Origin of the sequence: Candidatus Sororendozoicomonas aggregata, from assembly GCF_031528575.1 — a bacterium.
In the GTDB taxonomy this organism is placed as follows: Bacteria; Pseudomonadota; Gammaproteobacteria; order Pseudomonadales; family Endozoicomonadaceae; genus Endonucleibacter; species Endonucleibacter aggregata.
In genome coordinates this window covers 1-18,439 of sequence record NZ_JAVLSP010000081.1, presented here as the reverse complement: position 1 = coordinate 18,439, position 18,439 = coordinate 1, and the positions used below count along the sequence as shown (strand labels likewise).

15 protein-coding genes are annotated in these 18,439 nt (G+C 48.3%); 5 read left to right on the top strand and 10 right to left on the bottom strand.

Going from position 1 to position 18,439, the window contains the following annotated elements; translation table 11 throughout:
• Positions 1-666 precede the first annotated feature (666 nt).
• Positions 667-1,131, bottom strand: a complete 465-nt coding sequence (gene rsd, locus V4C51_RS13815) for a sigma D regulator (protein ID WP_330926763.1) — start codon at positions 1,129-1,131, stop codon at positions 667-669.
• 716 nt (positions 1,132-1,847) lie between these two features.
• On the opposite strand from rsd, the gene V4C51_RS13810 reads away from it, so the two are divergent.
• Positions 1,848-1,979 (top strand): hypothetical protein, encoded by a 132-nt coding sequence (locus V4C51_RS13810; protein WP_330926762.1) that lies wholly within the window; start codon positions 1,848-1,850, stop codon positions 1,977-1,979.
• An 87-nt stretch (positions 1,980-2,066) separates the two neighbouring features.
• Here the strand turns inward: V4C51_RS13810 and V4C51_RS13805 are convergent, their stop codons facing one another.
• From V4C51_RS13805 to glmU, 6 genes are all read right to left on the bottom strand, one after another.
• Positions 2,067-2,573: a disulfide bond formation protein B gene (locus V4C51_RS13805; RefSeq protein ID WP_330926761.1), complete on the bottom strand. Its 507-nt coding sequence runs from the start codon at positions 2,571-2,573 to the stop codon at positions 2,067-2,069.
• Between the two features lie 62 nt (positions 2,574-2,635).
• Positions 2,636-4,183, bottom strand: a complete 1,548-nt coding sequence (gene gshA / locus V4C51_RS13800; protein WP_330926760.1) for a glutamate--cysteine ligase — start codon at positions 4,181-4,183, stop codon at positions 2,636-2,638.
• 110 nt (positions 4,184-4,293) lie between these two features.
• Positions 4,294-6,633 (bottom strand): Tex family protein, encoded by a 2,340-nt coding sequence (locus V4C51_RS13795; protein WP_330926759.1) that lies wholly within the window; start codon positions 6,631-6,633, stop codon positions 4,294-4,296.
• A 248-nt stretch (positions 6,634-6,881) separates the two neighbouring features.
• Positions 6,882-7,802 (bottom strand): tetratricopeptide repeat protein, encoded by a 921-nt coding sequence (locus tag V4C51_RS13790; RefSeq protein WP_330926758.1) that lies wholly within the window; start codon positions 7,800-7,802, stop codon positions 6,882-6,884.
• Between the two features lie 231 nt (positions 7,803-8,033).
• The gene (glmS, locus tag V4C51_RS13785) at positions 8,034-9,866 is read right to left on the bottom strand and encodes a glutamine--fructose-6-phosphate transaminase (isomerizing) (RefSeq protein WP_330926757.1); all 1,833 of its coding nucleotides are present in this window, start codon (positions 9,864-9,866) and stop codon (positions 8,034-8,036) included.
• A gap of 32 nt (positions 9,867-9,898) precedes the next feature.
• Positions 9,899-11,266: a bifunctional UDP-N-acetylglucosamine diphosphorylase/glucosamine-1-phosphate N-acetyltransferase GlmU gene (gene glmU / locus V4C51_RS13780; protein ID WP_330926756.1), complete on the bottom strand. Its 1,368-nt coding sequence runs from the start codon at positions 11,264-11,266 to the stop codon at positions 9,899-9,901.
• Positions 11,267-11,620: 354 nt separating this feature from the next.
• Here glmU and V4C51_RS13775 point away from each other — a divergent pair, with 354 nt between their 5' ends.
• From V4C51_RS13775 to V4C51_RS13760, 4 genes are all read left to right on the top strand, one after another.
• Positions 11,621-12,361 (top strand): TrmB family transcriptional regulator, encoded by a 741-nt coding sequence (locus tag V4C51_RS13775; protein ID WP_330926755.1) that lies wholly within the window; start codon positions 11,621-11,623, stop codon positions 12,359-12,361.
• A gap of 181 nt (positions 12,362-12,542) precedes the next feature.
• Positions 12,543-14,072: an NAD(P)H-hydrate dehydratase gene (locus V4C51_RS13770; RefSeq protein WP_330926754.1), complete on the top strand. Its 1,530-nt coding sequence runs from the start codon at positions 12,543-12,545 to the stop codon at positions 14,070-14,072.
• A complete protein-coding gene (tsaE, locus tag V4C51_RS13765) occupies positions 14,069-14,560 on the top strand; it encodes a tRNA (adenosine(37)-N6)-threonylcarbamoyltransferase complex ATPase subunit type 1 TsaE (protein WP_330926753.1) in 492 nt (163 codons plus the stop codon). The genes V4C51_RS13770 and tsaE overlap by 4 nt, the downstream gene beginning before the upstream one ends.
• The gene (locus V4C51_RS13760) at positions 14,561-16,006 is read left to right on the top strand and encodes an N-acetylmuramoyl-L-alanine amidase (protein ID WP_330926752.1); all 1,446 of its coding nucleotides are present in this window, start codon (positions 14,561-14,563) and stop codon (positions 16,004-16,006) included. It abuts the gene before it with no gap.
• A gap of 345 nt (positions 16,007-16,351) precedes the next feature.
• On the opposite strand, the gene V4C51_RS13755 is transcribed toward V4C51_RS13760, so the two are convergent.
• The 3 genes from V4C51_RS13755 to bioD all read right to left on the bottom strand — a co-directional run bounded on the left by V4C51_RS13755 (position 16,352) and on the right by bioD (position 18,312).
• The gene (locus V4C51_RS13755) at positions 16,352-16,792 is read right to left on the bottom strand and encodes a hypothetical protein (RefSeq protein WP_330926751.1); all 441 of its coding nucleotides are present in this window, start codon (positions 16,790-16,792) and stop codon (positions 16,352-16,354) included.
• 212 nt (positions 16,793-17,004) lie between these two features.
• Complete coding sequence (locus tag V4C51_RS13750; protein ID WP_330926750.1) at positions 17,005-17,445, bottom strand: hypothetical protein; 441 nt, start codon at positions 17,443-17,445, stop codon at positions 17,005-17,007.
• 183 nt (positions 17,446-17,628) lie between these two features.
• Positions 17,629-18,312: a dethiobiotin synthase gene (gene bioD, locus V4C51_RS13745; RefSeq protein WP_330926749.1), complete on the bottom strand. Its 684-nt coding sequence runs from the start codon at positions 18,310-18,312 to the stop codon at positions 17,629-17,631.
• Positions 18,313-18,439 lie beyond the last annotated feature (127 nt).

The window sequence follows — 18,439 nt, the reverse complement described above, 5'->3', positions numbered from 1 at the left end:
TTTGTGAGGAGAATAGCGGGACTATTTGACGAACAAAAGCGACTTTTTAGACCCATTTATCGTAGCCGCAGTAGGAGCATGACTTTTAAGACTGCTTCTCAGTAACATAGTGGTGCTATGTAACGAAGAAAAGTCCAAAACAGGCAGCTTTTATCAGCGGTTGCAGCTCACAAAAGATCGTGAACAGCCTCCAGGATTAAACTAACGGCGTTGGGTGTGCTTACAAACTCCACCATCCCCTCCTCTCACCTGATAAAACAGTGACAGACGCCACGTTCACGTTAACAAATGGAAGCGTTCTGGTCTTTGCTACGTTCTTCTTGTCTGGCTAGTGCTGTTAAGCGCTAATACCCATACAGTCGTCATTCCCGCGAAGGCGGCAATCTACCAGGAAATGGACTCCCGCCATCGCAGGAGTGACCAAAGTGATGGTTGTAGTCTATTAACGCTTGTTTGCACCAGGAGCCTGTTTATGAAATATCCGGGCTAGAGGTATTTCACAGGAGAAATTGCCTGATTATCACGGCTTTCTGGGCGTCTTCATAAGAAAATCTTTTATCGATGGGCCATTGATGGGTTAATGGAGCTCGCTGTCAGGCTAGCTCCTGAAACACAGAAAGAGCCACTATGTTTTGATAAGCAGTGCCTGCTGACCGCAAGGAGTACTCAGGCAACATGGCTGCGGTGTGACTCATGAAGAATTTCGATAAGATTGTCTTCCAGCATAAAACGTTCTTCTAGCGTCTCACCCAGAGATGACAGCGCTTCCTGAAGGGACTTGATATTACTGATGGACTCACAGTTATCGTTAAAATCGAGACATTGGTGCGTGTTACTTTCAATCTGAGGGTAAAGTGAGTGAGCCAGTTCTACACCGCCATCATCAAACTCCATGCCTTCCTGGTTAAGTTGTTCGTAAACTGCAAAATGCCCTTCCGAAACATAATCCACCAGCAATTGGCACAGTTGCTTTAACTTGACTGACAGGGGCCTCTGGTCATTATTGAGTTGCTCCATCCCATTGATCGAGCAATATAAAACTATTAGCTCCTGGCGCCGATTCAGCCAGTGATCAACAATATCTGAAACACCTCCCCAACGCTCCTTGGCCGTTCTGCAACCCTCCAGCATGACAATTCCTCTTAATGATTGGATTTTATTAGGTCAGATGCCAAAACGGTTGATAAGCAGTCACCTTCAAGGGGTAACCTGTTATGCCACGTTAGTCTGGTGGAAAACCGATGACGATTTTGACACATTACTCTTTGTTTGCAACGTGACCCTCTGGCACCTGCCATCTAGCAGATTAGATGCTAGGTTATGACAGTGCTTTTTTGCCGGCAAGCCTTTATTTCATGATTGACAAAGTTCGTTAAAAATAAAATAGCCACTTTGGGTACCAAGTTGTTCTATTTTGCTCTATTTTTGACCTATCTTGTTGTTTTTAAAAACTTTTAAAAATAAAAAAAAGACTATTGATTTTAAAATAATATTTATATTTCCAGATGGAATTGAGAGATATGCTGTATTTCCCCGCTCTTTTCACCAGAAAAGCCTGTTCAGGCTCCTGGAAAGTCGTGCTGCTACTTTGGCGGGTAATAAGGGTCTGAGAAGCGGTCTTAAAAGTGCTTAAGGTAGCGCAACTGACTTCCACACCCTCCTCTTTCAACCTCCAAATCATCAACAAAAGATGGTTGTGCGGCTTCAGAAGCAGTCTTAAAAGTCTGCCCGTAGCGAGGACCGCGAGAAATGGAGAATAAAAAGTCACTTTTGTGAGGAGAGTAGCGGGACTATTTGACGAACAAAAGTGACTTTTTAGACCCATTTATCTTAGCCGCAGTAGGAGCATGACTTTTAAGACCGCTTCTCAGATATGGAAAACAAAAGCAGCCATACTCGCTGTCCTGTCACCTGTTGGATGGGATGAGTCAGGGCAGATGGGTTTTTATTACAAGGCCATTGGTATGAAATCACCTTGAGACAAGACTTGAAAAAACAGCTCTGGCGCCTTTACAAAAGCAAACACGGAAACCTCCACCAATGGACTACAAACTGCCTTCAACAGACTACAGATCGATGGTATGAGGCTTACGGAAAGCTAAGAACAAGCCCATCAGAGTAAACCCGGTAAACGCAATCAGTGTCCAGCCAGGAATTGAGAGACCCAAAAATACCCACTGAACAGTTGCGCAGTCGCCAGTGCCTGTCAACATAACACGCAACAGATCCGTTGGGGGTAAAATATCCACCAGGTACTCTAATCCGGGCATACAGTTTGGCGCTTGATCAGGAGGGAGGTGCTGAATCCATAGCTGACGAATCGCCAGTCCAGCGCCTGCAGCGCCGAAAACGGCTGTCAGAAGGCTATAGATTTTTATACCCAGCGCTTCCGGATTCTGCAGGCTTGCCAGCAAGCTCGTCACACCCAACAACGTGAAAACAATCCGCTGGGATACGCATATTGGGCAGGGCTCCAGACCTTGAGCATGTTGCAAGTAAAAGGAAAAGCCCATAAGAACAACACTGGTGATAGTTGCCAGAATAAACAGCTGTCTTGTGGCGAGAACTCTCATCAAAAAACCTATGTCATATTTTTGTGTTGCAAATTCTGATAACAAACGTATCAGGGAACCCTTCATTCAGCTTGTTGATAGGCGGCCAAAAACGCATCAAAACTTAGCGTGTCCCTGGCTTCCATGACTTTTTGATCAGCCCTGGAGCCATCAGCAAGCTCAATAAAGTAGTTTTGTCGTTCTTTGTTTAATGGCTGACTCATCAAAGCATTATGATGTTTAGCAGACAGCGCCTGTATCAAGGAGGTATAGCCCACACGACTGGCTGTCATCGCAGAAAGCAGTCGCGCTGACGGCGTTTTTTCAGGGTCTGCCAGTTTCTCACGCTGTCTTCGCAAACTGAAAGTATAGCGCTCTGAGCCAGACAAGGCATCCATCAGCCCTGCGATAGGCACCATGGAATCAACGAGTTCCTGTCCCCAGTCCGAAAGCGTGGTTACTGATGCCAGTTTCTGTAGTGATAGACCCGGACGCCGACCTTCTGCAACAGTGGCATTGAAATTGGCTGTAATTTGCTGGCTTTCCTCCAGCGCAATCAAAGGGCTTTCCACAATGCCACAATAGAGCAGGAATATATCGATAAAATCAGCGTCGTGTCTATTAATCCCCTGGGACTCAAAAGGGTTAATATCAAGGCAGCGAACCTCAATGTACTCAATGCCGTGTCGGCTCAAAGCAGTCAGAGGCTTCTCACCTCGTCGGGCAATGCGTTTTGGACGAATGGTGCTGTAGTACTCATTTTCTATCTGCAACAAGTTATCATTAAGCTGTCGGTACTGGCCGTTAACTTTTACGCCAATAGTCTGATAGGGCTTGTAGGGGGTTCGTATTGCCTCACAGAGGCTTTTGACATAACCGTCCAGCGTGTCATAACAAACATTCAGAGAAGACTGGGCATTGTTGGTATACCCCATATCACTCATTCGCAGGGACGTTGCATGGGGCAGGTACAGCGTATCCTCGCTGAAATGCTCCAGTCCCGCTGAACGTCCACGGTCACCGGCAAAAAAGCTGGTGCTGACTGCCGGAGAGGCTCCGAATAAGTACATCAGTAACCAGCTATATCGACGAAAGTTACGAATCAGTGCCATGTAGCCTTCAGAGCGGTCGACATCCATTAACTGCCAAAAATCATCCGGTAAGGAGAAGTTGTAATGCAAGCCCGCGATGGTTTGCATGGCCTTGCCATAGCGGTAAGAAAGCCCTGTCCGGTAAATAGACTTCATTCGGCCAATATTGGATGTGCCAAAATACGCTACAGGAATACAATCCTCCTTTGGCAATTCACAGGGCATACTACCAGCCCAAAGCATTTCATTGTCAAGGTGGCTGGCGGTAAATCGGTGTAACTCCTCCAAAAAGCTCAGGGCATCGGTCACATCACAGTATACCGGGGTGATATATTCCAGCAATGCTTCAGAAAAATCGGTTGTGATATACGGGTGCATCAGCGCCTTACCGAGCGACTCCGGGTGAGAAGCTGACGACAGGGTTCCGGCTTTTGTGACCCGCAGACCCTCCCGTTCAATACCGTGGCGAATACCGCGGAGTAAATTTTTATTTGCTGAACGTCCAAGCAAATCCAGACGCATCTGATAAGGAATAGTCAAGAGCGTTTTCCAGTGTCTGTTAGAACAGGGGAAAAAATATATAACGTAACGATGACAAAAGAAAACAGAGTATACGTCCACTGCGTAAAGAATACTCTGTTTTCAGGTTCTTACTTACGGAGCTTTTTAGCGTTCGCAAACAAATCCGCAAATGACCCAACCGTCGCTTCGGACTTTTTGTGGCTGCCCTGTTGCTGCTTGCGGCTGTTTTGCTGTGAACGAACACCGGATGGCTTTCGCCCACTGCCAGCTTGTCTGGCCTCAACTTGCTTCTCAGCACGGTCACCCATACGCATGCTCAAGCCAATCCGCTTGCGGCTGATATCCACTTCCATGACTTTGACTTTGACAATGTCTCCGGCCTTGACCACCTCACGCGGGTCTTTCACAAATTTATCCGACAGCGCACTGATATGAACCAGGCCGTCCTGATGGACACCAATATCCACAAAGGCACCAAAGTTCGTCACATTGGTGACAGAGCCTTCCAGTTCCATATTCAGTTTGAGATCTTTAATACCCTCAATGCCATCTTTGAATTCAGCGGCTTTAAATTCTGGCCGGGGGTCACGGCCTGGCTTCTCCAGTTCTGAAATAATATCAACAATGGTCGGCACGCCAAAGGTGTCATCAGTATACTCTTGAGCCTTGAGGGTTTTGAGAAAAGTGCTGTCACCAATCAGCGTTTTGATACCCCGGCTGGCCCTTGCCGCAATTTTTTCCACCAGAGGGTAAGCCTCGGGATGAACAGCAGAACTATCCAAGGGATTATCGCCCCCCATAACCCGCAAGAAGCCGGCGGCCTGCTCAAAAGCTTTCGGGCCAAAACGCGCCACCTTGTTCAGTTCCGAACGTTGCTTGAAGGCGCCGTTTTCATCACGGAACGCGACAACATTATCGGCCAGCGCTTTGTTCAAACCCGATACACGGGACAATAAAGCCCCTGAGGCTGTATTTACATCAACCCCTACCGCGTTAACACAATCTTCAACTACGGCCTCCAGAGCGCGCGAGAGCTGCGTCTGACTGACATCGTGCTGGTACTGTCCAACACCAATAGCTTTAGGCTCAATTTTCACGAGCTCTGCCAATGGGTCCTGCAGGCGACGGGCAATGGATACGGCACCACGGAAAGACACATCCAGATCAGGAAATTCACGGGCAGCCAACTCAGAAGCGGAATACACAGAGGCACCGGCTTCGCTGACCACAATCCTTGTCAGCCCAAGCTTTGGGTAATTATGCATCAGCTCTGCAACCAGCTTGTCCGTTTCTCGTGAGCCGGTACCGTTGCCGATGCTCACAAGCTCAACCTTGTGCGTCAGACACAGCGTGGCCAGAATACCGAGGGACTCTTTCCATTTCCTGTGGGGTGCATGTGGGAAGATGGCTGTATGTTCCACCAGCTTGCCCGTCCCATCCACAACGGCGACTTTAACACCTGTTCGTAACCCGGGGTCAAGGCCAATAGTCGGACGCAAACCAGCAGGGGCCCCCAGCAGCAGGTCTTTCAGATTTTTAGCAAAGACTTTGATGGCTTCATCTTCAGAGCGCTCACGCAAACGAGTCATCAGTTCTGTTTCCAACTGACTCAGCAGCTTGACACGCCAACTCCAGCGCGCCACGTCTTTCAACCAGCTATCAGCAGGGCGTCCCTGATCAGTGATTTTCCAGAAATCTGCGACAAGCTTTTCACAGGGGTGTGTTTCACGGCGATCTTCAGGCTCGTCCTTCAGGTGAATACCAGCCTGTAAGATACCTTCATTACGCCCACGAAAAATGGCTAACGCGCGGTGTGATGGCACCTGCTTAAACGGTTCTTCATAATCAAAATAATCGCGAAACTTGGCGCCTTCTTCTTCTTTGCCTTCAACCGCGTTGCTTTTCAGCAGACCCTCTTCCCACAGGAACTCCCGCAATTGTCCGAGTAATTGGGCATTTTCACTAAAACGCTCCATCAGGATATAACGCGCACCTTCAAGTGCCCCTTTGGTATCCGCCACATTTTTATCCGCGTCAATAAATTTGGCGGCTTCATCGTCAGGCGATAGCGTCGGATTATCAAACAACGCGTCAGCTAAAGGCTCAAGACCCGCTTCACGGGCAATTTGTGCCTTGGTCCGACGTTTGGGTTTATAGGGGAGATAAAGGTCTTCAAGACGGGTTTTAGTGTCTGCTGCCCGAATGTCTTTTTCCAGCTCTGGTGTCATTTTGTCCTGATCAATAATACTTTTCAGGATCGTATCACGCCGCTCTTCAAGCTCACGCAAATAACGCAGCCGATCTTCCAGTGTCCTGAGCTGAGTATCGTCAAGCCCACCGGTTGCTTCTTTTCTGTATCGGGCAATAAAGGGCACAGTGGAACCATCATCCAACAGGTTGACTGCACTGGTCACCTGGGATACCTGAACACCTAATTCCTGGGCGATACGCTGAGAGATGATCTCCATAAAACCTACTCAGTAAGATAATGAACAGTAAGTATAACGGCACGATTATAACCAACCGACGGGTATTTATCCGTATTCCTCCGCTATTTAGTTCACTGCTTAGTTCACTGCTGCCTGGTCAACGGATATTAGCCTTTATACCACAGGGCTTTACTGGCTGATTGTACCTGGACGCAAATTTTGCCAAAGGGCACGATTTGAAAAGGCTGACAGGCCATGCCCCCATGGGGAGCACTCCCTGATAGTCATTAAAAACGGGCATTTAAGGGTAGCTGGTGGTTGTTTATCAGTTGTTTCAAAGCCTTGATTCGGTCAATGTCAGCTTTTGCCTGAAGCTTTATGGCCAATTTGTAGGCACTGTCAATACTGGTTTTGGCCTGTCGCCACTGTCCAAGGTGATAGTGCGCTTTTGCCAGCTGAAAAGCGTTGATCATCTGCTCCCTGGGGCTCTTCAGACTTACCTTGATAACACTGAGTAATGTTTCTGCATCACCGTATTGCCCTTTTAACAGGTAAATGTCTGCCATTCTGCGCTTGACACGCAAGCTGTCGTGGGAATTCCCCAGTGCTTCATATAGTTGGTCGGCCTCCTTGAAGCGCGGTAAGGCAGTGTCCAGTTTCAGCGGCTCTGCTTCCATCTCCGCGGCAGCCAGGTTGTACAAAACCTTTGCCCTGAGCATGCCATTTTCAGGCAGATACTGCTGACACAATGTTAATGCGTGCCGTGCTGTCGCCACGGCCTGTGGTTTTTTTGTCGCCCGTTCCGCAGCTGAGAGCAAATAAAGGCTTTGTATTTCGCCTTTTCGATTCCCTGATGCCCTGGCAATAGTCTGAGCCTGCTCTGCCAGTTGCCGGCATTGCTCAAAGTTACCCTGGTAAAACTGCGTTGAGGCCAGTTGGATGGAGAGTTGCGTCACTGCATTATGGTTCTTTAGTGCCTGAGCAATGCTGATGGCCTGCTGACCAAGGACTAGATGCTCTTGCCAGCGGCACCGCTTTTTAAAGTCGGCTTCATGGTCAATCACCCATTGAACAAACGCGGCATCGCGATTTTTCAGAGGTATGACATTATGGCCTTTCAAAGATGGTTCCTTTGCGCAACCAGCAAGAAAAGCACATAAACAACAAATAATTGAAAACACCTTCCACAACGCTTTGACAGGCTTCATATCCCGGCTCTTTTTGTTACATAAGCCCATCATTAAAGAACAAGTTCAGCATAAATCAATGAAGGCTCGGGATTCCTGGTAAAGCTTCATAGTGAAGCTGTTTTACGCTGAAACACTCGGTTTTTGTAGTCGGGAAAACCGTATTTCTGACGGCTCCCCGGGATCCATTAAGAGCCTTGTGTTTTAGCGCTTTATTTTCATCTCACATCAACACGTCTGGCCCACTACCAGTTACTCCACCGTTACCGACTTGGCTAAATTCCTTGGCTGATCGACATCTGTACCTTTAATAATTGCCACATAGTAAGACAAAAGTTGCAGTGGAATGGTGTACAGAATAGGGGCAACCACTTCCGGGACATCCTCAACGGGTAATACCTTAATACCATCACCTGCCACCAGTCGTGCGTGACGGTTGGCGAAAACGTAGAGAATACCTCCGCGAGCGCGGACTTCTTCCATATTGGATTTTAGTTTTTCCAGAAGATCGTTGTTCGGAGCCACTACAATCACGGGCATATCGTTATCGATAAGTGCCAGTGGGCCGTGCTTAAGCTCACCTGCCGCATAGGCCTCAGCGTGAATATAAGAAATCTCTTTCAGTTTTAGCGCCCCCTCCATGGCAATAGGGTACTGAGTGCCACGGCCTAAAAACAAACTGTGATGTTTGTCAGCAAATTCCTGTGCCAGGGCTTCTATGTCAGAACTCAGTGATAGTGCCGAGTTAATCCCATGGGGGAGTTCACGCAGGGCTTTAACAATACCGGCTTCTTCCGCATCGCTCATACCTTTATGACGAGCAACACCTGTCACCAGCATCAGCAGTGCCGTGAGCTGCGTCGTAAAGGCTTTGGTTGACGCCACACCAATTTCTGCGCCAGCACGGGTCATAAAGGAAATATCCGATTCCCGAACCATAGAAGACCCTGGCACGTTACAAACACTCAAAGTGGCCATATACCCTTGCTCTTTGGCCTGTTTGAGTGCAGCCAGGGTATCGGCGGTTTCCCCAGATTGGGAGATCGTCACAAACAAACAGCTCTCTGGTACAAAGAATTTTCGGTAGCGAAATTCCGAAGCAATTTCTATACGACAGGGTATTCCTGCTAACTCTTCAAACCAGTATCGCGCTACCATACCCGCATGGAAACTGGTACCACAGGCGACAATTTGTACGCTCTTAACTTGTTTCAGTAATGTTTCCGCGGTATTACCCAGTGAGGCAAGGTTCAGCTTACTCTCACCTAATCGACCCTCGAGCGTATTGGCAATTGCCTCAGACTGCTCATGAATTTCCTTGAGCATATAGTGACGATAAGGTCCTTTTTCACCTGCATCGTGCTCCAAATTGCTCTCACGTATATGACGCTCAGCGGTTTGCCCATTGCTGTCAAGAACATTGACAGTATCAATGGTAACTTCTGCAACATCGCCCTCTTCAAGGAACATAAAACGACGCGTGACAGGAAACAAAGCGAGCTGGTCAGAGGCAATAAAATGTTCACCAATCCCAACCCCAATCACCAAAGGACTACCGGAGCGAGCAACCACAAGACGTGTAGAATCGTTTCGGTCCATTACCACCATGCCATATGCCCCATCAAGCTGGCGAACAGCTTTTTGAACGGCTTCCAGTAATGTCTGGCTGTTTTTACATTCGTGGTTGATCAGGTGGGCAATAACTTCGGTGTCGGTATCAGAGTCAAAAGGGTAGCCTTGCTGCCGCAAAAAACGGCGCAGGATTTCATGGTTCTCAATAATGCCATTATGGACAACAGCAATATTTTCACCAGAAACATGCGGATGGGCATTTCGCTCACTGGGTTCCCCGTGAGTTGCCCATCGAGTGTGGGCAATACCGATCCTGCCGGGAGTGGACGAATCCTTAATAGCCTCACTGAGCTCTGAAACCTTGCCGGTACGACGCAATCTGTTCATACTGCTATTGCTGTCAATTATCGCAATACCGGCAGAGTCGTATCCACGGTATTCAAGACGACGCAGACCTTCCAGTAAAATAGCAGCTACATCCCTTTGTGCTACTGCCCCAACAATTCCACACATAAGCTACGCTCCGTAATCATTTTAATTGGAAATCAGAATTGTTTAACCGGACGACGCCAGCCGTTAATGTTGCGCTGCCGACCCCGGCCAACACCTAACTCATTGTTGGGGACATCCTGGGTAATGGTTGACCCTGCTGCCGTGGTTGCGCCTTCGCCGATGGTCACAGGCGCAACCAGTGAACTGTTAGTCCCGATGAAAGCACCGTCACTAATAACGGTTTTATGTTTATTCACTCCATCGTAATTACAGGTTACCGTCCCGGCGCCAACATTTACATTGGCGCCAACTTCAGCATCCCCCACATACGTCAGGTGGTTAACTTTGCTGCCTTCTCCTATGGCTGATTTTTTGATTTCAACAAAATTGCCAACCCTGACGTGGTTCGCCAATTCAGTGCCGGGACGCAGCCGGGCAAAAGGGCCAATATCACAGTGACCGGCAACAACAACGTTGTCCAGCACAGAGTGTGCTTTAATGGTACTGCCCTCACCAATGGATGCATTACGAATGACACAACCGGACTCTATCACTACGTTGTTCCCGATGGTCACATCGCCTTCGAGCACAACATTGATATCGATAGTGACATCTTGCCCCAAGGTTATATTTCCCCTGAAATCTACCCTTGCCGGGTCCATCAGGGTTACGCCAGCGCCCATAAACTGCTCAGCCTGTTGTTGCTGATACTCTCTTTCTAGCTCAGCCAGCTGAATACGACTGTTGACTCCTTTCACTTCTGTCAGGTGTTCAGGCTGAGCATGAACTACCGTGGTGCCTTCCGCTACCGCCATGGCAACGGTATCGGTCAGATAATATTCCTGTTGGGCATTGCTATCGCTCAGGTTGTTAAGCCAGATGCCAATGCGATGACCGGGCAAGGCCATGATACCCGTATTGACTTCATGAATAGCCAGTTGCTCCAGAGAAGCATCTTTATGTTCAACAATAGCCTGAATATTACCCATTTGATTGCGGACAATCCGCCCCAGTCCAGAAGGATCAGCCATGGTCGCTGTCAACAGGGCTAAATCCTTGCCATGGCAGGCTTCCATAAGCAGTTTTAAAGTAGATGATTTAATCAGGGGCACATCACCGTAGGCAACCAGCACAGCGTCGGCACCCTCAATGCCGGGCAACGCCTGCGCGACAGCATGGCCTGTGCCCAATTGCTGTGTTTGTTCCACCCAGTTCACAGGGTATTGAGGGAGTGCGGCTTTCACCTGATCGGCACCATGACCGACCACCACATGAATAGTGCCACTGTTCTGTACTTTTTGTGCAGCCAGAATCACATGCTCCAGCATCGGTTTCCCGGCAATCTTGTGCAATACCTTAGGTAAACCGGATTTCATTCGACTGCCTTGCCCTGCGGCAAGAATCACAATATCTGTTCTCACGGGTGCGTACTCAAAAATAGGTTTCGCTTGCTCAAATGCCCGTAACAGTCGCGCTTACTCGAAGCTTTTCAGCCGTTACGGGTACCCATACAAGACAAAGCAATTTGTCTGAAATGATGTGACAGAGAGATTATTTAATAACCTGAAACATCACTTTAACATGACGAAATGGGTAATATATACTCACATGTTTTCAAGATGCCATATTCAGATCATCTATAATTCCACTATTTGCAAGGGCGCAAGGGTTACTCTTGATAAAAACCAGCACCTCAACGGTTAACAGGTACAGTAAACAGACTATCCTTAAATCACGAAAACACAATACTACCCGTCATAAAAATTTTGACAAAAATGAACCTGAACACTCTTGAACAACTCGGGCTGACACCCCGTGAAATTAGCGTTTACCTGGCATTACTGAAGCTCGGTTCGGCGCCTATTCGCGAAATTGCCCTCCAGGCAAGCATTAATCGTGGCACCACTTATGAAACCCTGAAACAGTTAGCCAGTAAGGGCATTGTCAGCTATTTTCCGAAAGGCAGGCGCAGGGTTTTTTGTGCGGAACCCCCGGAAAAAATACTGGATCTGGCAGAAGAAAAGCGCGCGACGTTGGAACAGGGTATTGATGATATGAGGCAGCACCTTATTCCACAGCTCAACAACCTGAAGCCCGACTTTAACCCGGGAAATGTGCGTTTTTATGAAGGGGATGCCGGTATCGAACTGGTGTTGAAGGATATTTTAAATACCGTCGTTCATCAGCCAGAGAAAACCTACAGTGTTTTTTCATCAAAGTTGATTCGCCAGCATTTGTACCGTCCCTTTCCTAATTATACGCAACAGCGAGTCCGTAAAAAAATTACTGTTCGGGTTATTGCCATAGGCGATGGAGGCGAAGATGCTGAATTGTCTGAACGAAAATGGATTGAGGCTAAGGGACAACTTGATGCCAGTTATATCGCTGTTTATCCCCCCAAGGTCGCTATGATCTCACTGGCTTCACGAGATTACCCTGTTGCTGTTGTGATTGATTCACCGGAAATTGCCACCGCGCAACAAATTATTTTTGAAACACTCTGGGCGTCCTTATAAACCGAAACAGTTTCAGAAGCTGTTCACAAAAAATCATGAACGGCTTCTTAGGAGCCTGTCGGACTTATGCTTTCGAGCATAAAATTCTGGCCGCGCTTTCTGGATGTTAGGCCGAAATTGTCTTAAGTCCGACAGGCTCTTAGCCTGAATATCAAACTCACCGAAGCAGGAGAGTCAGTTTATGCACGACAATATTACTGAAATTACTGAATTATTGTTTACGGCTAATCAAGTGAGAGAGTTTGATCGCATCGCAATAGAAGACAAAGGCATCGATGGATTTGAACTGATGGGCAAAGCGGCAACGGCAACCTTTGAATTCCTTTGCGCTCAATGGCCGAAGGTATTAACAGGCGAGCTTACTCTACAAATTTTCTGCGGGGCTGGCAACAATGGTGGAGATGGCTACCTTATAGCAGCACTGGCAAAACAAAAAGCGATTCCTGTTTCTGTTGTTTATCTTAAACCACCAGAGCACCTCGCGGGTGATGCTAAAAAAGCCTGGAAATACTGCCAAAAACAGGGGGTTACCATTACCGCGTTTAACGGCTTTGACCTTGTCAATGCAGACATTGTTATTGATGCAATGCTGGGCACCGGGTTGCGGGGTGTTGTCCATGGCAACTATCGCGACGCCATTGAAACTATCAACGCATCAGGCAAGCCCGTCCTTGCCGTGGATATTCCTTCCGGGTTATGTGCCGATACTGGCACGGTATTGGGTTCAGCGATAAAAGCCTCTGCTACCGTTACTTTCATTGCCAAGAAGCAGGGGCTATTCACTGCCATGGGACCCGATTGCTGTGGTGAACCGCACTTTGCTCAACTTGATGTACCTGGTGATGTTTATAAAAAACAAACGCCCGCCTGCTATCAGCTCAGCGAAACAACGTTTAAAGGCTTAATTCACAAGCGACCTGCCTGTTCCCATAAAGGATTATACGGCAGTGTTTTATTGGTTGGGGGCAACTACGGTATGCCCGGTGCGATTATTATAGCCGCAGAAGCGGCTCTGGCCTCGGGGGCTGGGCGGGTAAGCGTTGCGACACGAGCCGAGCATCTTTCGGCACTGGCAATTCGTTGCCCGGAAGTCATGGCGTTCAATGCCCGGACACCAGCAGATGTAAAGGCATTGATAACAGGTAAAACCGCTTTATTGGTGGGTCCCGGATTTGGTCAGGATGACTGGTCCCGGGCATTACTCAAAGCCGCTTTAACAGCCAGGTGCCCCGTCATTCTCGATGCTGATGCCCTGAACCTCGTTGCCCAGACCCCCTCATTACTGAATCAGAGAAAATACCCGACAGTAATGAGTCCGCACCCGGCTGAAGCAGGGCGGTTGCTTAATACCACGGCAGCAATGATTCAAAGTAACCGTTTTAAAAATGTTATGTTATTGCATAATCAGTATAATGCTACGGTAGTTTTAAAAGGTGTCGGCTCGCTGATCGGGAGCACAGAAGGCATTGCCTTATGCTCCGCTGGAAACCCGGGCATGGCCGTTGCCGGTATGGGAGATTTACTCAGCGGTGTTATAGTAACCCTGCTCGGGCAAGGCATACCGGCAGACAAGGCAGCGTCTCTGGGCGTATGGTTACATGCCACCGCAGGTGATGATTATGTGGCTGCGCACGGTGAAATAGGTGTACTGGCCACAAGCCTGATACCCTGTCTGCGAGATCGATTGAATGGTTTGGTGTGTTGTAGATGACGAAAAATAGCAATGAATTGCTAATTAATAATGAACAGGCAATGGTATGTCTGGGCAAACTGCTGGCAGAAGCCAGTCAGGGTGAAGGGATTATTTTTCTGCACGGTGATCTCGGTGCAGGCAAAACGACCTTTTGTCGGGGTGTGTTAACGGCTTTTGGTCACAAAGGTGCGGTGAAAAGCCCTACCTATACACTGGTAGAGCCTTACCATGTGAATGGTCAAACCATCTACCACTTTGATCTGTATCGTCTTGGGGACCCTGAAGAGTTAGAATTTATTGGCGGACGTGATTATTTCGACCAAAAAAGTCTCTGCCTGGTAGAGTGGCCTTCCAAAGGTAAAGGCGCTCTGCCGCAAGCAGATATGGAGATTACCTTGAATTATAATTTACCAGGACGCACAGCCCTGTTATATGCGGTTACTGATTATGGTCAGCAACTGGTCACAGCCACGGTAGCGGCCTATATCCAACAGCAGGGGGACTGAATGGCGTTATTGTCGAAGAAAGCTGTACAGTTTTTCCATCGGCTTGTTACTTTTCATCGTTCACAGACAACAGAACGCACCCCCCGGATTTCAGAAGATCGTCGTCGTTTTATTTCCAGGGCAAGTGGCTCTTTCGCATTGTTGTTCAGTCTTTCGGTATTGAAAACAAACTTAGCCTGGGCAGTTTCTGCCATCATCAAAGGTGTGCGACTTTGGCGCTCGCCCGATAAAACACGCCTTGTTTTTGATATTTCCACGGCTGTGACACACTCAGAGTTCGCACTGGAAAAGCCTGAGAGACTGGTCATCGATATCAAGGACTCTCAGCTTAAAACGTCACTCTCTCAGGTCTCCCTTAAAAACACGCCCATTAAAAAAATACGATCGGGTATCCGTAATAAAGATGACCTGAGGGTGGTACTGGATCTTAATCAGAAAGTCACCGTTGACAGTTTTGTGTTAAAGCCGAACGAAACATACGGCCACCGGCTCGTTGTGGATATTTTTGATACAAATAAACCCCCTCCTAAACCAGTGCCTGAACAAAAAGGCTTTCGGGATATCGTGGTTGCTATCGATGCCGGCCACGGTGGCGAAGACCCCGGTGCTATTGCCCACGGGGGCGGTTACGAAAAGCATATTACCCTGGCCATTGCCCGCTATCTGGCAGAACTGCTCAAAAAAGAGCCTGGTTTTAAGCCGGTGATGATTCGTGACGGTGATTATTATGTCGAGCTTCGCGAGCGAACCCACATTGCCCGCGAACATAACGCTGATTTATTTGTCTCTATTCATGCCGACGGGTTTAAAGATTTCCGGGCCAGTGGCGCGTCGGTGTACGCGCTGTCTCGCGGGGGTGCAACGTCTGAAACTGCACGATGGCTGGCCCAAAAAGAAAATAGCACTGACCAGATTGGTGGTGAAAATGGTATCTCCCTTAGCGATAAAGACGACCAGCTTGCCAGTGTGCTTTTGGATTTATCCATGACATCAACCATCGCGTCGAGCCTCGATGTTGGCGATCAAATCCTCAAAAATATGGACAAAATCAACGAACTTCATAAAGAAAAAGTGGAACAGGCTGGCTTTGTGGTGCTGAAATCACCCGATATCCCGTCCATACTGGTAGAAACGGGCTTTATTACTAACCCGAAAGAGTCCAGAAAGCTCAAAACCCGCTCTCATCAAAAAGCCATGGCACGTTCCATTTTCAACGGTTTAAAAACCTGGTTTGTCCAGCGTCCGCCAACGAATACACTGCTTGCCAAGTGGAAACGGGAAGGTAAACTCCACGTCCACCCGGATAAATATGTCGTGCAAGCCGGTGATACGTTGTCAGGCATTGCCCACCACCATGGTGTCAGCTTGTCGCAGTTAAAAAAGGCAAACAAGCTATCGCGGCCTAACGCCATTATGGTGGGACAGGTACTGGTGATTCCTGATTGAGAGACTGCTCCTGATTAGCCTTCTGCCACTGGGAGACCCCGGTGGCAAAGACTGGCAATCCGCAAAGAGCACAGACAGAACCGCGCAACCTTATACAAATCCTGATTTATGGCTGTTCGCCACGGTATCGGGCGCTAGGAGCCTGTCCGAGAATAGCGCCCGTAGCGAGGATTACGAGAAATTGAGGATAAAAATTTCTGCTTCTGAGGATAATAGTGGGGCTATTTGATGAAGAAGCAGGAATTTTTAGACCAATTTATCGCAACCGCAGTAGGGCAGTCTATTCTCGGACAGGCTCCTAGGCAGTGACCGCTCTAGTTTAGTGAGCTTTGCTCCACTGATGTTTCAGCTTGAACCACTTGTCCCTGGAAAAGGAGGGCAGTACAAGTTAAAACTGACTGGAAAGACTTGCATGTCCGTGGGATTACCATTACCATCCAGGCAACCCCGACCATCAGGGCTCCATTCCCGTATCCAGTATGCTGCCTGACTAATAACCGCACCCGCTCGGCGGCAAAGGTATTTCGCATAGACAGGGTAACTGCATATCGCTTTTTTGATTTCAGCGCTCTTCTTGCCATGAGCCACAGCTATTTGCGCGTCGGGATTAAGTTGTACATAAGGCCCTGGCACCGAATAACCTTCAGAAATCTTGATTTTAGCGGAGGCGGACACACTTACCAAAGCGCACAAAACCGATGAAATAGCAACTACAACGAAAGGCTTGGTCATAACACTATCTCCAGCCTGGTTATCATCATCCACGTCTGAGCGACGGAGCTTCATGAAAGCTGTTGGTGATCGAAAAGCGCAACCCATAAGAAAGGCTGCCTGTTTTCGATTTTCTGAACTCTGGTGATGCTGTGTATCGAAGAAAAGTTCAAAACAGGGAAACTGCAGGTGGCAACGGGAAGGCAAACGGTACGTTCCTTCCCTTACCTGTTTGCCAAGGCATTGGGCGACCGCTCTAGTTTAGTGAGCTTTGCTCCACTGATGTTTCAGCTTGAACCACTTGTCCCTGGAAAAGGAGGGCAGTACAAGTTAAAACTGACTGGAAAGACTTGCATGTCCGTGGGATTACCATTACCATCCAGGCAACCCCGACCATCAGGGCTCCATTCCCGTATCCAGTATGCTGCCTGACTAATAACCGCACCCGCTCGGCGGCAAAGGTATTTCGCATAGACAGGGTAACTGCATATCGCTTTTTTGATTTCAGCGCTCTTCTTGCCATGAGCAATAGCTATTTGCGCGTCGGGATTGAGTTGCACATAAGGCCCTGGCACCGAATAACCTTCAGAAATCTTGATTTTAGCGGAGGCGGACACACTCACCAAAGCGCATAAAACCGATGAAATAGCAACTACAACGAAAGGCTTGATCATAACACTATCTCCAGCCTGGTTATCATCATCCCCGTCTGAGCGACGGAGCTTCATGAAAGCTGTTGGTAATCGAAAAGCGCAACCCATAAGAAAGGCTGCCTGTGTTTCGATTTTCTGAAAGTTAGGTAACTAAGAATAATCCAAATCAGGCGGCTTTTATCAGCGATTGAGGTTCATAAAGGATTGTGAACAGTTTTTTTACTCCTATACCCAAAAGATTTCAAGTGACTGTGGGTATCAAAGCACAGTGGATAGATCGAAGTAGCTGGCTATCTGTTCAGGTAAACCGTCAGCCAGAAAAGGCACTTCTCCCAGGCAAGGTGCTGGAATCAGGCTGTGTAGCGTCTGGATGTTTTCATCATACGCTATCATCTCGGGATTCAGACAGTTAGCCACCCAGCCCGCTAGTTTCACCCCGTCATTAATAATGGCTTCCGCCGTCAATCTTGCATGATTCAAACAGCCCAGCCTGACCCCCACTACCAGAATGACGGGGATGTTCAGTATTTTTGGTAATTCGGACATCATTTCCCGGTCATTCAACGGCACCCGCCAACCTCCGGCACCTTCTACCAGAACAAAATCAGCCGGTTTCATCAATGCGCCTCGGCAAAAGCCTGCCAGCCGCTCCATGGTTATGCGCTTCTCTTCCCGCACCAGGGCAATATGCGGCGACGCTGGCAGTGCAGCGGCCACGGGGTTCATTTGCTCATAACTGAGCTCCGTGTTCATCACTGCCATTAAGTCAAGGGCATCATCGTTACGCAACGCGCCATCAACGCGCTGGCAACCTGCGGATACAGGTTTCAATGCCTGGGTTTTCAGACCCCGTTGGTTTGCGGCCCTCAGCAGCCCCCTGGTAACAAACGTTTTACCGGCGTCAGTGTCAGTGCCTGTGATAAAAAATATTTTCTTCCCCATTGTTACCTCATCTCTGTTTGTTGGCCTGACCCTAGGAGGCTGTCCGAGAATAGACTGCCCTACTGCGGTGGCAGCAAATTGGTCTAAAAAGTCGGAAATTTTTAGCAAATAGAACCACTATTCACTA

Coding starts and splice junctions, on each gene's coding strand:
- V4C51_RS13755 (WP_330926751.1), bottom strand. CDS start 16,792: ATGAAGCTCCGTCGCTCAGACGTGGATGATGATAACCAGGCTGGAGAT.
- V4C51_RS13810 (WP_330926762.1), top strand. CDS start 1,848: ATGACTTTTAAGACCGCTTCTCAGATATGGAAAACAAAAGCAGCCATA.
- tsaE (WP_330926753.1), top strand. CDS start 14,069: ATGACGAAAAATAGCAATGAATTGCTAATTAATAATGAACAGGCAATG.
- V4C51_RS13770 (WP_330926754.1), top strand. CDS start 12,543: ATGCACGACAATATTACTGAAATTACTGAATTATTGTTTACGGCTAAT.
- V4C51_RS13805 (WP_330926761.1), bottom strand. CDS start 2,573: ATGAGAGTTCTCGCCACAAGACAGCTGTTTATTCTGGCAACTATCACC.
- V4C51_RS13790 (WP_330926758.1), bottom strand. CDS start 7,802: ATGAAGCCTGTCAAAGCGTTGTGGAAGGTGTTTTCAATTATTTGTTGT.
- rsd (WP_330926763.1), bottom strand. CDS start 1,131: ATGCTGGAGGGTTGCAGAACGGCCAAGGAGCGTTGGGGAGGTGTTTCA.
- V4C51_RS13760 (WP_330926752.1), top strand. CDS start 14,561: ATGGCGTTATTGTCGAAGAAAGCTGTACAGTTTTTCCATCGGCTTGTT.
- bioD (WP_330926749.1), bottom strand. CDS start 18,312: ATGGGGAAGAAAATATTTTTTATCACAGGCACTGACACTGACGCCGGT.
- V4C51_RS13775 (WP_330926755.1), top strand. CDS start 11,621: ATGAACCTGAACACTCTTGAACAACTCGGGCTGACACCCCGTGAAATT.
- glmS (WP_330926757.1), bottom strand. CDS start 9,866: ATGTGTGGAATTGTTGGGGCAGTAGCACAAAGGGATGTAGCTGCTATT.
- V4C51_RS13750 (WP_330926750.1), bottom strand. CDS start 17,445: ATGAAGCTCCGTCGCTCAGACGGGGATGATGATAACCAGGCTGGAGAT.
- V4C51_RS13795 (WP_330926759.1), bottom strand. CDS start 6,633: ATGGAGATCATCTCTCAGCGTATCGCCCAGGAATTAGGTGTTCAGGTA.